The 14,724-nt window shown below is 34.2% G+C and carries 15 protein-coding genes and 1 riboswitch; of the genes, 13 read left to right on the top strand and 2 right to left on the bottom strand.

Annotated elements, in window-relative coordinates; all coding sequences use genetic code 11:
* Positions 1-3 precede the first annotated feature (3 nt).
* From B7R65_RS03420 to B7R65_RS03370, 11 genes are all read left to right on the top strand, one after another.
* Complete coding sequence (locus B7R65_RS03420; protein ID WP_088041877.1) at positions 4-2,385, top strand: 3-hydroxyacyl-CoA dehydrogenase/enoyl-CoA hydratase family protein; 2,382 nt, start codon at positions 4-6, stop codon at positions 2,383-2,385.
* A gap of 20 nt (positions 2,386-2,405) precedes the next feature.
* A complete protein-coding gene (locus B7R65_RS03415) occupies positions 2,406-3,581 on the top strand; it encodes an acetyl-CoA C-acetyltransferase (RefSeq protein WP_088041351.1) in 1,176 nt (391 codons plus the stop codon).
* Positions 3,582-3,649: 68 nt separating this feature from the next.
* On the top strand, positions 3,650-5,434 hold the full coding sequence (locus B7R65_RS03410; protein ID WP_088041350.1) for an acyl-CoA dehydrogenase family protein: 1,785 nt from the start codon (positions 3,650-3,652) through the stop codon (positions 5,432-5,434).
* Positions 5,435-5,920: 486 nt separating this feature from the next.
* Entirely contained in the window at positions 5,921-6,277 is a 357-nt protein-coding gene (locus B7R65_RS03405) for an arsenate reductase family protein (protein ID WP_088041349.1), read from the top strand.
* 41 nt (positions 6,278-6,318) lie between these two features.
* Complete coding sequence (gene gcvH, locus B7R65_RS03400; protein ID WP_088041348.1) at positions 6,319-6,702, top strand: glycine cleavage system protein GcvH; 384 nt, start codon at positions 6,319-6,321, stop codon at positions 6,700-6,702.
* A gap of 207 nt (positions 6,703-6,909) precedes the next feature.
* Positions 6,910-7,260: a ribonuclease M5 gene (locus tag B7R65_RS03395; RefSeq protein WP_088041876.1), complete on the top strand. Its 351-nt coding sequence runs from the start codon at positions 6,910-6,912 to the stop codon at positions 7,258-7,260.
* A gap of 14 nt (positions 7,261-7,274) precedes the next feature.
* Entirely contained in the window at positions 7,275-7,598 is a 324-nt protein-coding gene (locus B7R65_RS03390; RefSeq protein WP_088041347.1) for a thioredoxin family protein, read from the top strand.
* Positions 7,599-7,800: 202 nt separating this feature from the next.
* Entirely contained in the window at positions 7,801-8,163 is a 363-nt protein-coding gene (locus tag B7R65_RS03385; protein WP_088041346.1) for a hypothetical protein, read from the top strand.
* A gap of 67 nt (positions 8,164-8,230) precedes the next feature.
* Positions 8,231-8,341: riboswitch (SAM riboswitch) on the top strand.
* A 138-nt stretch (positions 8,342-8,479) separates the two neighbouring features.
* Positions 8,480-9,493, top strand: coding sequence for a methionine ABC transporter ATP-binding protein (locus B7R65_RS03380; RefSeq protein ID WP_088041345.1), 1,014 nt, complete (start codon positions 8,480-8,482; stop codon positions 9,491-9,493).
* A gap of 1 nt (position 9,494) precedes the next feature.
* A complete protein-coding gene (locus B7R65_RS03375) occupies positions 9,495-10,163 on the top strand; it encodes a methionine ABC transporter permease (RefSeq protein ID WP_088041344.1) in 669 nt (222 codons plus the stop codon).
* A 23-nt stretch (positions 10,164-10,186) separates the two neighbouring features.
* The gene (locus B7R65_RS03370; RefSeq protein WP_142288191.1) at positions 10,187-11,020 is read left to right on the top strand and encodes a MetQ/NlpA family ABC transporter substrate-binding protein; all 834 of its coding nucleotides are present in this window, start codon (positions 10,187-10,189) and stop codon (positions 11,018-11,020) included.
* A gap of 312 nt (positions 11,021-11,332) precedes the next feature.
* On the opposite strand, the gene B7R65_RS03365 is transcribed toward B7R65_RS03370, so the two are convergent.
* Complete coding sequence (locus tag B7R65_RS03365; RefSeq protein WP_088041343.1) at positions 11,333-12,304, bottom strand: 2-hydroxyacid dehydrogenase family protein; 972 nt, start codon at positions 12,302-12,304, stop codon at positions 11,333-11,335.
* A gap of 192 nt (positions 12,305-12,496) precedes the next feature.
* Between B7R65_RS03365 and B7R65_RS03360 the strand changes: the two genes are divergently transcribed.
* Positions 12,497-13,198: a DUF3298 and DUF4163 domain-containing protein gene (locus B7R65_RS03360; protein WP_179194751.1), complete on the top strand. Its 702-nt coding sequence runs from the start codon at positions 12,497-12,499 to the stop codon at positions 13,196-13,198.
* 247 nt (positions 13,199-13,445) lie between these two features.
* On the opposite strand, the gene B7R65_RS03355 is transcribed toward B7R65_RS03360, so the two are convergent.
* Positions 13,446-13,691, bottom strand: coding sequence for a DUF2164 domain-containing protein (locus B7R65_RS03355; RefSeq protein WP_088041341.1), 246 nt, complete (start codon positions 13,689-13,691; stop codon positions 13,446-13,448).
* 244 nt (positions 13,692-13,935) lie between these two features.
* Here B7R65_RS03355 and sufC point away from each other — a divergent pair, with 244 nt between their 5' ends.
* Positions 13,936-14,721 (top strand): Fe-S cluster assembly ATPase SufC, encoded by a 786-nt coding sequence (gene sufC / locus B7R65_RS03350; RefSeq protein ID WP_088041340.1) that lies wholly within the window; start codon positions 13,936-13,938, stop codon positions 14,719-14,721.
* The last annotated feature ends 3 nt before the right edge of the window (positions 14,722-14,724 follow it).

Here is a 14,724-nt window from a genome sequence, read left to right as displayed (position 1 = left end):
ATGATCCAAAGAATTAAAAAGGCCGCTGTTCTCGGCTCGGGTGTGATGGGGTCTGGTATCGCTGCACACTTGGCAAATATAGGTATTCCAACATTACTTCTTGATATCATACCAAGAGAATTAACTGAGGAAGATGCTGCAAAAGGTCTTACTACTGACTCTAAGGAATTTCGTAATCGATTTAGTCAAACGGCTATTCAGAAATTATTAAAACAGAAGCCAGCTCCCCTTGCATCTAAGAAAAATTTAGCATTAATTGAAGCTGGTAACTTTGATGACGACATGGGTCGTTTAAGCGAAGTTGACTGGATTATAGAAGTTGTTGTTGAAAATTTAGCGGTAAAGAAACAAGTATTAGCAAAAGTTGATGCAGTTCGTAAGCCTGGATCAATCGTTAGCTCTAATACTTCAGGTATTTCAATTGAAGCAATGTCTGAAGAGTGTTCAGAAGATTTCAAAACTCACTTCTTAGGAACTCACTTCTTTAACCCACCAAGATACTTAAAGTTACTAGAAGTTATTCCAACTAAACATACTTCTGAAGAAGTACTTACATTCATGAAGCGTTTTGGAGAAAATGTTTTAGGTAAAGGCGTTGTACTTGCTAAAGATACACCTAACTTTATCGGTAACAGAATTGGAACATACGGTTTATTAGTAACTGTTCAAGAAATGGTTAAAGGTGGATACAGTGTTGGAGAAGTTGATTCAATAACTGGTCCGATGATTGGTCGTCCTTCAAGTGCGACATTCCGTACATTAGACGTAGTTGGATTAGATACATTTATTCATGTAGCAAACAATGTATATGATTTAGTTGAAGGCAAAGAAAAAGAAGTGTTTAAAGTTCCTGAATTTTTGAAAGAAATGGCAAGCCGCAATTGGTTAGGTAGTAAATCTGGCCAAGGATTTTTCTTAAAACAAGGCAAAGAAATTTTAGAACTTGATCCAAACACATTTGAGTATGGAGAAAGAAAATCATTACGTACTGCTTCGACTGAAAATGTAAAACAAGTTAAAGGATTAGCTAATAAGTTGAAAGCGCTTGTATATGCAGACGATCGCGCTGGTAACTTTTTATGGAGCATCATTAGTCCTGTTTTAGTTTATTCAGCTGAATTATCTGGTGAAATTTCGGATAATATCGTTGGGATCGATCAAGCGATGAAGTGGGGCTTTGGATGGGATTTAGGTCCATTTGAAATTTGGGACGCAATAGGTGTTTCTAAATCTGTTGTTCGTATGGAAAGTGAAGGCTTAACTGTTCCTCAATGGGTTAAGGATATGATCGACAACGGTAATGAAACATTCTATAACCAAGATAATGGTGTTGTAAGTTTCTATCATAATGGTCAATATGAACAACTTGAAAGAAATGTTAAGGAAGTTAAATTAAATGTTCTGAAGGAACAAGGTCGTGTAATTAAGAAAAACTCTGGTGCAAGCTTAATTGATCTAGGTGATGGAGTTGCATGCTTAGAATTCCATACGAAGGGTAATGCAATCGGGATGGATATTACGCAAATGATTAATTTTGCGGTTGATGAAGTTTCGAAAAATTACAAAGGATTGGTTATAGGTAACCAAGCGAAGAACTTCTGCGTTGGTGCAAACTTAGCCATGATTTTAATGGAAGCACAAGATGATAACTATTTTGAAATTGAAATGGTTGTTAAAGGATTCCAAAATGCAATGATGAAAATTAAATACTCTGATAAGCCAGTGGTAGTAGCTCCTTACGGAATGACACTTGGTGGCGGTACGGAGATTTGCTTACCAGCAGCTAGTGTAGTAGCTTCATCAGAAACATATATGGGACTTGTAGAAGTTGGTGTCGGCCTAATCCCTGGAGGAGGCGGTAGCAAAGAGCTTTATATTAAACAATTAAAGCAATTCCCTGAAGGAGTACAATTTGATTTACAAGCTTTAGCAAACCGTGTATTTGAAACTGTTGCAATGGCGAAGGCTTCTACTTCTGCACAAGAAGCATTTGAAAACGGATTTTTAAACCATGATGATCGCAAAGTATTCAATGCAGATCACTTAATCTATGAAGCTAAGCAACGTGTTCTTGAATTATATGAAGCTGGATACAGCGCACCAGTACGTGAAAAAGTACCTGTTGTAGGTGAAACTGGTTATGCAACATTACTTTTAGGAGCTCAGGGAATGTATCAATCAGGATATATAAGTGAGCATGATTTAACAATTGCTAAGAAATTGGCATATGTAATCGCTGGTGGAAAAGTGCCATTCGGAACAAAAGTTGATGAGCAATATTTATTAGATATTGAACGCGAAGCATTTTTAAGTTTAATTACAGAAATGAAATCACAAGCTCGTATGCAGCACATACTTGTAAAAGGAAAGCCGTTACGTAACTAGTCGGAGATGGAGGGAAGAACATGAGAGAAGCTGTCATTGTAGCAGGTGCTAGAACACCTGTAGGTAAATCGAAAAAAGGATCACTTGCAACAGTTAGACCCGATGATTTAGGCGCATTAGTAGTAAAGGAAACATTAAAACGTGCAGGTAATTATGATGGTCCAATTGATGACTTAATTTTTGGATGTGCAATGCCTGAAGCTGAACAAGGCTTAAATATGGCTAGAAATATTGGAGCATTAGCTGGTTTACCAAATACTGTTCCAGCAATCACAATTAATAGATATTGTTCTTCGGGTTTACAAAGTATAGCTTACGCTGCAGAACGAATCATGTTAGGTCATTCAGAAGCTGCTATCGCTGGTGGAGCTGAGTCAATGAGTTTAGTTCCTATGTCAGGGCATGTTATTCGCCCAAATAGTAGATTAGTAGAAACTGCTCCTGAATACTATATGGGTATGGGGCATACTGCAGAACAAGTAGCTAATCGTTATGGTATTTCTCGTGAAGATCAAGATGCATTTGCAGTACGCAGTCACCAACGTGCAGCGGTAGCGATTCGTGAAGGGCGTTTTGCCGATGAAATCGTACCAGTTGATGTTACTCTTCGATCAGTAGATGCAAATAATAAAATTCAAGAAAATAAATTTACATTCGCTCAAGATGAAGGTGTACGTGAAGGTACAACTTCTGAAATTTTAGCAAAATTACGTCCAGCATTTAATGTAAGAGGTTCAGTTACTGCAGGTAACTCTTCTCAAACAAGTGACGGAGCTGCAGCAGTTTTAGTGATGGACCGTGAAAAAGCAGAAGCTGAAGGATTAAGTCCTTTATTAAAGTTCCGTTCATTTGCGGTTGCAGGGGTTGCGCCGGAAGTAATGGGTATCGGGCCAGTTGAAGCAATTCCAAAAGCATTAAAGCTAGCTGGATTAAGTTTATCTGATATTGGTTTATTCGAGTTAAATGAAGCATTTGCTTCACAATCAATTCAAGTGATGCGCCACTTAGGACTTGATGAAAATCGAGTAAACGTAAATGGCGGAGCAATTGCATTGGGTCATCCACTTGGATGTACTGGTGCAAAATTAACTTTATCGTTATTACATGAAATGAAACGTCGCGGCGAACAATTTGGTGTAGTAACAATGTGTATTGGTGGCGGTATGGGAGCTGCTGGTGTATTTGAGTTAATTTAAGAATCAATTAATCAGATGAATTTTAAGATTTAAATATAAGAACAGATACTAATTAGGAGGAAATTACGATGGAAAAAACAATCGGTAATTTAATTAAAGGCGGAAGCTTTTTAACAGAAGAAATTACATTTGATAAAGTATTCACTCCAGAGGATTACACTGACGAGCATAAATTAATTGCGAAAACAACTGAAGAGTTTATTGTTAATGAAGTATTACCGGAGTTAGAATATTTAGAGCATCACGAGTTTGAACGTTCTGTTCGTTTATTAAAGCAAGCTGGTGAGTTAGGATTATTAGCTGCTGATGTACCTGAAGAGTATGGCGGAATTGCATTAGATAAAATTAGTTCTGCTCTAATTTCTGAAAAATTCTCATTAGCTGGTGGATTTGCAATTTCTCATGGAGCGCATGTTGGAATTGGTTCACTTCCAATCGTTTTATTCGGAAATGATAATCAAAAGAAACGTTATTTACCAGACTTAGCAACTGGTGAAAAATTAGCAGCATATGCATTAACAGAGCCAGGTTCTGGTTCAGATGCTTTAGGCGCAAAAACAACGGCTAAATTAAATGCTGAAGGAACTCACTATATTTTAAACGGTGAAAAACAATGGATTACAAACTCTGCTTTTGCAGACGTATTCGTTGTTTATGCAAAAATCGATGGCGAGCATTTCTCAACTTTCATTGTTGAGAGAAATTATCCAGGTGTATCAACTAGCCCAGAAGAAAAGAAAATGGGTATTAAGTCTTCATCTACACGTACATTAATTTTAGAAGATGTTCATGTGCCTGTTGAAAACCTTTTAGGGGAAGTTGGTAAAGGACACGTAATTGCATTTAACATTTTAAATATTGGACGTTATAAACTAGCTGTAGGAACTGTAGGTTCTTCAAAACGCGCTTTAGAATTATCAGCAACATATGCAAACCAACGTCAACAATTCAAAACGCCAATCGCAAAATTCAGCTTAATTCAAGAGAAATTAGCAAATATGGCTACTAAGATCTATGCAAATGAAAGTTCTGTTTATCGTACAGTTGGTTTATTCGAAGACCGATTTAGTCAATTAACGGAAGAGCAAGCAAAAGATCCTAAAGCAGTTGCTGCAGCTGTTTCTGAATATGCGATTGAGTGCTCATTAAATAAATTTTTCGGCTCTGAAGTATTAGATTATGTTGCAGACGAAGGCGTGCAAATTCATGGAGGATATGGTTTCATGGCTGAATACGAAATTGAGCGTATTTACCGTGACTCACGTATCAACCGTATCTTCGAAGGTACAAATGAAATTAATCGTCTAATCGTTCCAGGAACATTCTTACGTAAAGCATTAAAAGGTGAGTTACCATTACTTCAACAAGCTCAAGCAATTCAAGAAGAGCTTATGATGCTAATGCCTGCAGAAGTAGGAGAAGCTCCATTAGAACAGGAAAAACATTTATTAAGAAATGCAAAAAAAATCGGCATCATGATCGCTGGATTAGCAGTACAAAAATTCGGTAAAGCATTAGACAAAGAACAAGAAATTTTAGTGAATATTGCAGATATCGTAAGCAATATTTATGCGATGGAGTCAACTATTCTTCGTACAGAAAAGGCGATTAATAAAGTAGGTTTAGAAAAATCGAACCAAAAATTACTTTATACTCAAGTGTTCTGTCAAGAAGCGTTTAACGAAATTGAAGCGCATGCAAAAGAAACACTAGTAGCAGTAGAGTCTGGTGACTCTTTACGTATGATGACTTCAGCACTACGTAAATTTACGCGTCATACACCTATTAATGTAATTGCGAAAAAACGTGAAATTGCAGCAGGTGTATTAGCTGTCGAACGTTACACATTATAATCTTACTAAAACTGCCTTTCGAATGATTGGCAGTTTTTATTTTTGGCTCTTTTCTAAATGATTTTTGTTCTTAGAAAGGTATACTTAAAGTAGACTTGTTTTTAAAGAACTTAGTTCGAATGAAGGTGCGAGACTCCAGTGTTAGTAGAGGACAGGTGAGAACGCGCAGGTACATTATTTTTATGTTTTTTTGAGATGTGAAAGGATAATATTCCCATTAAATGAGACATACTAATAAAGTTCTAGTACAAGTTGAAAAATATTTGAACTATTCATTGTGTGATTTATCGTAAAATACTAAATATGTCATAAAATATTCTAAAATATCATCCGAATTTAAATTATTTACGAACATTTTAGTAGTTTAAAGGAAGTAATGTTGCTATAATATTGTTAAATGACAAATTATAACAGAATTTTCGAACTGAACTATTTTAACTCACTTATTCCATGTGATAAAATAGGGTGAGGGAGGAGTTGCTGAATATGAGTATCATTTTTTATACATATCCAAAGTGTGGAACTTGTCGAAAAGCTGCTTCTTGGCTTAAAGAACATAACGTATCTGTAGAACCTGTAGATATTACATTAAATCCGCCTTCAAAAGAATTACTTGCTGATGTCTTAAAAGTAAGTGGGATATCGATTAATAAATTATTTAATACAAGTGGTGTAAAATATCGCGAGCTTGGATTAAAGGATGTAATCCCAACAAAATCTCAGGACGAGTTATTAGAACTATTAAGTTCCGATGGCAAGTTAATTAAAAGACCACTACTTTTTAATGGTGACAAAGCAACAGTTGGTTTTAATGAGGAAGTATTTGAAAAAGTTTGGTTATAAAATAACATAAATTTATGGTAATTATCAGAGGAGGATTCACAATGTCAATTCCAAAAGAACTACGTTATTCAGAAGAACATGAGTGGGTAAAAGTTGAAGGTAATAAGTACTATATTGGTATTACTCATTTTGCACAATCAGAGCTTGGTGATATCGTATTTGTTGAGCTACCTGAAGTAGGTGATGAGATTACAGTTAACGAGCCATTTGGTAGTGTTGAGTCTGTAAAAACAGTTTCTGAGTTATATGCTCCAATCAGTGGTAAAGTAATTGAAGTAAACTCAGATTTAGATGAAAACCCTGAATTTGTTAATGAATCTCCTTATGAAAAAGCATGGATGGTAGTTGTTGAAGCAACAAATGCTTCTGAACTAGATGAGTTAATGTCTGCAGAGAAATACGAAGAAATGATCAATCAAGATTAATAATTTTTTGAGCGTCCTATTGGGCGCTTTTATTATTTTATGTGTATACTATTAAATATAAAAGTTTTCTAAAAATCGTAGTACTTTTTTACTGAAATATTATATGCTCCAATTTCCTTTTAATAAAAAAAGGAAACAACAGGTAAAAATAGAATATACTATATACAAATGATTTGAGTCCTTTACATTAGGTGATGCCCAGTGAATATTGAAGAACAAAGAAAAGTTATCATTGTCGAAGGTACTACAGATAAAAAGAAAATACAGTCAATTATTAAAGAGCCAGTGGATATAATTTGTACGAATGGTACAGTTGGCACTACTAAACTAGATGAACTAGCTGAAATGTTAGATTTTAGAGATATTTATGTTCTAGTAGATGCTGATGAAGCTGGAGAAAAACTAAGAAGGCTGTTAAAAAGGGAATTTCCTCAAGCGGAGCATCTATATATTGACAGAAGCTATAGAGAAGTGGCAACAGCACCAAGTCAGCATTTAGCGAGTGTATTGTTAGGTGCAGATATTTTAGTTTTTACAGATTATTTACGAACAAATTAACGAGGTTTATGAATATGCATCAATGGTCAAAAAACGAAGTGCTACAAAGAATTGAATCGAAAGAGACAACAATTATTTTTATTTATACAACGATGTGTGGTACATGCCAAGTCGCATCAAAAATGCTGGACATAGTAAAAGAGATCTTACCAAATTTACCAGAATGTAAAATAAACATTAATGAAATTGTGGAAGAAGCTCAAAAGTGGAAAGTAGAAAGTGTTCCTTGTTTACTTATCTTTGAGAATGGGGAAATTAAGCAAAAGGTGTACGCTTTTCAATCCGTTCCGTACTTACATGATTTATTGAAAAAATACAACTTATATATTAAACGATGAGTGCATCTAATTCGGTGCACTCATTTTATTTTGAGTTTGCACTTTCTGTTTATTTGACATATTTCTCGGGAAATACGGTGAATAGTGTAGAAATTCATGTAAATAACTGTAGTATTGCAAAGTAAATGTCGAGCGAAATGACAAGTATCCTCTGATTATCTATGAGAAAATAGTATTAACGAAAAGATGAGAGGTGTACGAAATGGAAATTAAGGAGTGGGTTGGACAAGCTAGGAATTTATTTATTCAGAAAGAATATCTTCAAATTATATTACCAATTGAGGAGCGTATTGTGGAGTTTAATTGCCTCAATGAAAAATTATTTGTTAAATTTAGCAAAAAAGCCCCATTTATAGAAATTTTAGAACGATCCATTCCTCAATTAAGAATTAATTTTACTAAAGAAGGATGGAGTTCGCTTAGCTTAGGAACTCAAAGACTTGGGTTATTATTAAAATTAAATGATGCTTCTTTTGAAGGAAACTATCGTTTATTGTTACTTATTGAAACTATTTTTCAATATACAAGTGTTGCTAATGAAAAAAAACTTTTAGAAAATTGTTGACAACTTATGTAGGAATTTGTAGAATGAGAATTACATTAAATAACAACTTAATAATTTGATATGTTAACTCTTATCGAGAGAGGTGGAGGGACTGTGCCCTATGAAACCCAGCAACCGTCAATGTTCGTCATTGAAATGGTGCTAATTCCTGCAAAGCAATTGCTTTGAGAGATGAGAGAAAGGAATACTTTTGTATGTTAAACCTTTCTGCTCATGTGAGTTGAAAGGTTTTTTTGTTTTTTAAGACTAAAAAAAGCATTTCATACAAAAAATTGGAAGGTGAGTTGTTAGAATGTTTCGAAAGGAGAACTAATGTATGATTCAAATAAATAATGTAAGTAAAACATACAAAAGCAAAAAGGGCACAGTTACCGCAGTACAAAATGTTACATTAAAAATTGAAGCAGGTGAAATCTTTGGCATGATCGGATATAGTGGTGCTGGGAAAAGTACGCTATTACGAATGCTAAATGGACTTGAAAGTCCAACAAATGGAGAAGTAATCATTAATGGGCAATCAATTACAAAATGTTCATCTAGCCAGCTTCGTAGGGCAAGACAAAAAATTGGCATGATCTTTCAACACTTTAACTTGTTGTGGTCGAGAACAGTGTTAGAAAATATACTTTTCCCACTTGAAATTGCAAAGGTCTCAAAAAAAGAACGAGTTGAGCGTGCGAGGGAATTAATTAAACTAGTAGGACTTGAAGGAAGAGAAAATGCATATCCCTCAGAATTAAGTGGTGGTCAAAAACAACGTGTTGGTATTGCAAGAGCTTTAGCAAACAATCCTGATGTGTTGTTATGTGATGAAGCTACGTCTGCGCTGGACCCAGAAACAACTGATTCAATTCTTTCTTTATTAACAAATATAAATAAACAACTTGGAATTACCATTATTTTAATTACACATGAAATGCATGTTATTCAAAAGATTTGTCAACGAGTTGCAGTAATGGAAAATGGAAAAGTTGTAGAAGAAGGACATGTAGTAGATGTGTTTACTCACCCTAGGCAAGAAATAACAAAGAAATTTGTTAAACAAATTAGAGGTACAGATGAGGAATTTAATCATCAGGTAAACTCACAAAGTATCGGGAATGATACAACATATAAGCTTACATTTAAAAATGGACAAGCTGATCAACCTCATATTTCTGATGTAGTAAAGCACTTTGATATTGGCATTAACATTTTGCAAGGAAAAATTGTTCAAACAGCAGAAGGTTCTTACGGAACATTAACGATTCAACTTGTAGGTGATACAAATAACATCAAAGAGGCAATTTCTTATTTAGAATCAAAACAAGTTGAAGTGGAGGTAGCGTAAGATGACACAACTTTTTCCAAATGTTGATTGGGAGGCAATGCTACTCGCTACTCAAGAAACATTATTTATGACAGTAATTGCAGCATTAGCTACTTTTATTTTTGGATTAATTATTGGGTTATTACTATTTTTAACAAGTAAAGATCAACTTCTTGAAAATAAATTGATTAACACAATTTTAGCTGCATTTGTAAATATTTTTCGTTCAATACCATTTATCATTTTAATCATTCTATTAATCCCATTTACAATCTTTATTCTTGATACGATGTTAGGTGCAAAGGCAGCATTACCTGCACTAATTATTGGTGCCGCACCATTTTACGCAAGAATGGTTGAGATTGGATTACGTGAAATAGATAAAGGGGTAATCGAAGCAGCAAGAGCGATGGGAGCAAGTACTTTTACCATTATTGTAAAAGTGTTAATTCCAGAAGCACTACCAGCAATCATTTCAGGTTTAACTGTTACGACAATCGCGATTGTTGGGTATACAGCAATGGCAGGAGTTGTAGGTGGAGGTGGACTTGGTAACTTAGCTTTTATGGAAGGTTATCAACGTGCAAATAATCAAGTTACATTCGTAGCGACAGTTATTATTTTAGTTATTGTATTTATTCTTCAATTCATTGGAGATTTAGTTACAACAAAAATAGATAAAAGAGCTTAATCAAAATTTGGGAGGAAAAGACATTGAAATTAAAAAGAATTGCAGGATTATTAGGAGCAGGCGTTTTAGCATTATCTTTAGCAGCATGTAAAGGTGGAGAAAATTCAGCTGAGGGAAAAGGAAATAAAGAATTAGTTGTTGGTGCATCAAACGTTCCACATGCAGTAATTTTAGAAGAAGCAAAACCATTACTTAAAAAGGAAGGTATCGATTTGAAAATCGTTAAATTCCAAGATTATGTATTACCAAACAAAGCACTTCAATCTAAAGAATTAGATGCAAACTATTTCCAACACATTCCTTATTTAGAAGCACAAATGAAAGAAAATGGATATAAATTCGAAAACGCTGGTGGTATTCATATCGAGCCAATCGGTGTTTATTCTCAAAAATATAAGAGCTTAGATGATCTTCCGAATGGTGCGAAAATTATCATGAGTAACTCAGTAGCTGACCATGGTCGTATGTTAAGCTTATTGCAACAAGAAGGTCTAATTAAAATTGCTGACGGTGTAGATCCAACAGTTGCGACTTTAAAAGATATCGCAGAAAATCCTAAAAATTTAAAATTTGAAGCAAATGTTGATGCTGGTTTACTTCCACAAGTTTATAAACATAAAGAAGGAGACGCAGTATTAATTAACACAAACTATGCGATTGATGCTGGTTTAAATCCAATGAAGGATGCAATTGCATTAGAAGGTAAAGAATCACCATACGTAAACATCATCGCTGTTCGTAAAGGTGACAAAGATAAAAAAGAAATCAAAGCTTTAGTAAAAGTATTACACTCTAAAGAAATTCAAGATTTCATTATTGAAAAATATAAAGGTGCAGTTGTACCTGTAAGCGAATAATAAAAAAGAAGGCTCTTAGTGATTTCACTAGGAGCTTTCTTTTTTAGTTTTTGGGCTATTAAAAAAGATTGTTGAATTCCACTTTAGGATTCTCGCTTTCCGTGGGGCACGTGCAACTTTAGCTTCCTTTAGCCCATGCGCCTTGCGTGAGTCTCTACTGGCTCGCGACTCTCACAGGAGTCGAGCACCTTGCGCTCCACTCGAATCAACTTCTTATATTTATCGATTTTGCATTCTTTGCTTAAACCTGACTATAGAACAATCTTTTAAAGGAAGCCTTTATTAAATATCAATAATATAAATTAACAAAGCTTAGTTTTTAATTAGTATTCGATTAACGGGTGAAATTGGATTTCTTCCATTTAAGACTTCTACTATATTATTAGCGGCTACTTCAGACATTGCATCACGTGTTTCATAGGTTGCATTTCCAATATGCGGTGTTAGCACGACATTTGAAAGTGATTTTAATTCTTCTGTTATACTTGGCTCATATTCAAATACATCAAGGGCAGCTCCAGCAATTTCTCGATCCTTTAATGCACTCACTAGCTCTTTTTCATTTACTAAAGGACCTCTAGCAGCATTAATAAAAAATGCAGATTTCTTCATTTTTAAAAACTCTTCTTTACCGAATAAATGATGGAGCTCTTGTTTATACGGACAGTGTAAAGTAATAAAATCGGCTGTTGATAGCATCTCTTCCATTGAAACATATGTAGCATTATATTTTGCTTCTAGTTCACTACTTAATCTACGAGGTTGCGAATAAATGATGTCCATATTAAACGCTAAAGCTCTTTTTGCAACAGCTTGTCCGATATTTCCGAAACCATAAATTCCGAGTGTTTTTCCGGCTACTTCAGTTCCTCTAAAAAATAGTGGAGCCCAACCATCAAACCCTTGTGTTCGGCAAAGCTGATCTCCTTCGACAACCCGTCTTGAAACAGCTAATAAAATGGCAATAGTCAGTTCCGCTGTTGCATCTGTCGAAACAAAAGGTGTATTCGTAACATGAATCCCTTTTTCAGTTGCATAATCAACGTCGATATTATTAAATCCTGCACCATAATTGGCAATAATTTTAGCGTTTTTAGCCGCATCAATCACTTTTTTACTGATTGGTGTAGATAAAAGACTTAAAATCGCTTCTGCATTCTTTACCTCATGACAAAGTTCTTCTTCAGTAATTAACTGATCGCCTTCAAATAAATTTACTTGATAATTGCTTAAGATTGATTCAGCCTTATCTGGTATTTTTCCTGCTACGAAAATCTGAGACAAATTAAACCCTACTTTCTAATGATTGATGGTAAGTATTCTTCTCCTTATTATATGATTAATGACAAAAATTTACATTCTTCTAAATATAAAAATAGTATGCTATAGAAAGAGCTATGAAATAAGAATTGATATACGTTATATTTCATTATCAAAATAAACATACTAATACATGAAGAAATGGGAGGTAATTTAATGAAGTATTTCTTTAGAATGATAGTGGTTATTATCTTCTCAAGTTTGACGATTATGCCAAGCAGTACGAAAGCAGAAGTAAAACAATTAGCACCGATTGAAAAAGCTCAAATTTACAAAGTGAAATTAAAAAACTCGCCAATTACATATCCACAAGTAAAAGGTCTTAAAAATAGAATTGCACAAGAAAAAATAAATGCTACTTTAAGAAAGGGAGCAGATCTAGCTAATAAAAACCGTTTAAAACTTTTATTCGAAGAGAAAGAGGCTAAGAAAAAGTGGACCTCAAGTCAAGGACCATGGAGACCTTATGAATACATTTTTACTTATAAAGTCCCTTTTAACGATCGAAATAAGTTAAGTGTGATTTATAATGAATATTCGTATACCGGTGGAGCCCATGGGATGACAGTTGGAACGACTTATAATTTTAATATAAATACTGGAGAGATAATTCCTTTATCTAAACTGATAAACAATAAGGCGAAGGTTATACAACAGTATGCCTATCAGCAACTCCAAAAAAAATATAGCGGATATATATTGATCGAGTCACCAAATGAAATCGCATTAAATGATAAAAATCGTCTATGGGTATTTGATCAGAAGGGGATTAAACTTATTTTTGGCGAATATGAGGTAGCTGCCTATGCTGCTGGGATGCCAGAAGTTGTAGTGCCATATCACATGTATAAAAAGTGATGAAAAATTTAATGTTTTTGTGGGAAAAGAACCTTCGATAGTGTTTTTGAAGGTTCTTTTATTTGCTATAAAATCGGAGAAAATTATTTATGAAAAGAGGCTTTTTCGTTAATAATGGTAAGGTGATGTTTTTTGGAGAGTAATATTAATCGGTTTTAAACAAACTTTATAGAATAACTTGAACAACTATACTACAGTTGAATAATCTAAATTAAGTATGTGCATAAATTAACTTGTAAAAATTTAATTAATCTTCAATACGTTCTTTCAATAATAAAGCGTATAAATCTTCGATGCGTTCAGACATAAATCTTTGGGAATCTTCAACACCTTTGTTGTAGTACATTGGCGCAAGTTTTTCTGAAATAAAATCAATTAGTAAAATAGCACTTAATTCACTTAACTCTTCGTCTCTTTCTTGCGAAAAATATGTTTGTAACTGATTGATTGCATATTTCTGTTGCTCTGGTGAAAATTTAGATGATTTAGCCATAATTTACCTCTTTTTTTATGTGAAGTGAAAATTTTTTACTTCCTATTTATATAGTATCACTAATTAAATTGGTTTTAATTAAAAAATAGATACAATTGAATAAATTTTTTTGATAAAATTATGGTCGGCTTGAAAATACTTTTTAATTGCTTTAAGATTAGAATGAGAATAAAATGAGAATGAACTTAAAATAGCCATTTTCTATTTTATAGAATTTTATTTGTAAGATTATGGAGGGTGTAAAATGGGAGCTTCTACATTAAAAATAAAAGACCTTCAAGTTGCTATTGAAGGTAAGCAAATTTTAAAAGGTGTAAACCTTGAAGTAAAAGGTGGAGAAATCCACGCAATCATGGGACCAAACGGTACAGGTAAATCAACTTTATCTTCTGCTATTATGGGTCATCCGAAATATGAAGTAATCGGTGGAAGCATCGAGCTTGATGGAAATGATGTATTAGAAATGGAAGTTGATGAGCGCGCTCAAGCAGGTTTATTCCTTGCTATGCAATATCCTAGCGAAATTAGTGGGATTACAAATGCTGACTTCTTACGTTCTGCAGTAAACTCACGCCGCGCGGAAGGCGATGAAATTTCTTTAATGAAATTTATCCGTACTTTAGATAAAAACATGGAATTCCTTGAAATGGATCCAGAAATGGCTCAACGTTATTTAAATGAAGGTTTCTCAGGTGGAGAGAAAAAACGTAACGAGATTCTTCAAATGATGATGATTCAACCAAAAATCGCTATTCTTGATGAAATCGATTCTGGTTTAGATATCGATGCTTTAAAAGTAGTTTCTAAAGGTGTTAACGAAATGCGTGGAGAAGAGTTTGGTTGCTTAATCATCACTCACTATCAACGTTTATTAAATTACATTACTCCAGACTTCGTTCACGTAATGATGCAAGGACGTATTGTAAAATCAGGTGGTCCTGAATTAGCAGCTCGTTTAGAAGCTGAAGGATATGACTGGATTAAACAAGAGTTAGGTATCGAAGACGAGACAGTTGGGCAAGAAGCTTAATCG

This window comes from Bacillus sp. EAC, assembly GCF_002156875.1.
In the GTDB taxonomy this organism is placed as follows: Bacteria; Bacillota; Bacilli; order Bacillales; family Bacillaceae_G; genus Gottfriedia.
The sequence above is the reverse complement of the archived record's forward strand: the minus strand, read 5'-3'. Positions and strand labels throughout refer to the sequence as shown.

Bases quoted from the DNA above. Each gene is read 5' to 3' on its own strand.
- sufC (WP_088041340.1), top strand. From the start codon at position 13,936: ATGGGAGCTTCTACATTAAAAATAAAAGACCTTCAAGTTGCTATTGAA.
- B7R65_RS03390 (WP_088041347.1), top strand. From the start codon at position 7,275: ATGCATCAATGGTCAAAAAACGAAGTGCTACAAAGAATTGAATCGAAA.
- gcvH (WP_088041348.1), top strand. From the start codon at position 6,319: ATGTCAATTCCAAAAGAACTACGTTATTCAGAAGAACATGAGTGGGTA.
- B7R65_RS03385 (WP_088041346.1), top strand. From the start codon at position 7,801: ATGGAAATTAAGGAGTGGGTTGGACAAGCTAGGAATTTATTTATTCAG.
- B7R65_RS03405 (WP_088041349.1), top strand. From the start codon at position 5,921: ATGAGTATCATTTTTTATACATATCCAAAGTGTGGAACTTGTCGAAAA.
- B7R65_RS03380 (WP_088041345.1), top strand. From the start codon at position 8,480: ATGATTCAAATAAATAATGTAAGTAAAACATACAAAAGCAAAAAGGGC.
- B7R65_RS03415 (WP_088041351.1), top strand. From the start codon at position 2,406: ATGAGAGAAGCTGTCATTGTAGCAGGTGCTAGAACACCTGTAGGTAAA.
- B7R65_RS03375 (WP_088041344.1), top strand. From the start codon at position 9,495: ATGACACAACTTTTTCCAAATGTTGATTGGGAGGCAATGCTACTCGCT.
- B7R65_RS03360 (WP_179194751.1), top strand. From the start codon at position 12,497: ATGAAGTATTTCTTTAGAATGATAGTGGTTATTATCTTCTCAAGTTTG.
- B7R65_RS03355 (WP_088041341.1), bottom strand. From the start codon at position 13,691: ATGGCTAAATCATCTAAATTTTCACCAGAGCAACAGAAATATGCAATC.
- B7R65_RS03410 (WP_088041350.1), top strand. From the start codon at position 3,650: ATGGAAAAAACAATCGGTAATTTAATTAAAGGCGGAAGCTTTTTAACA.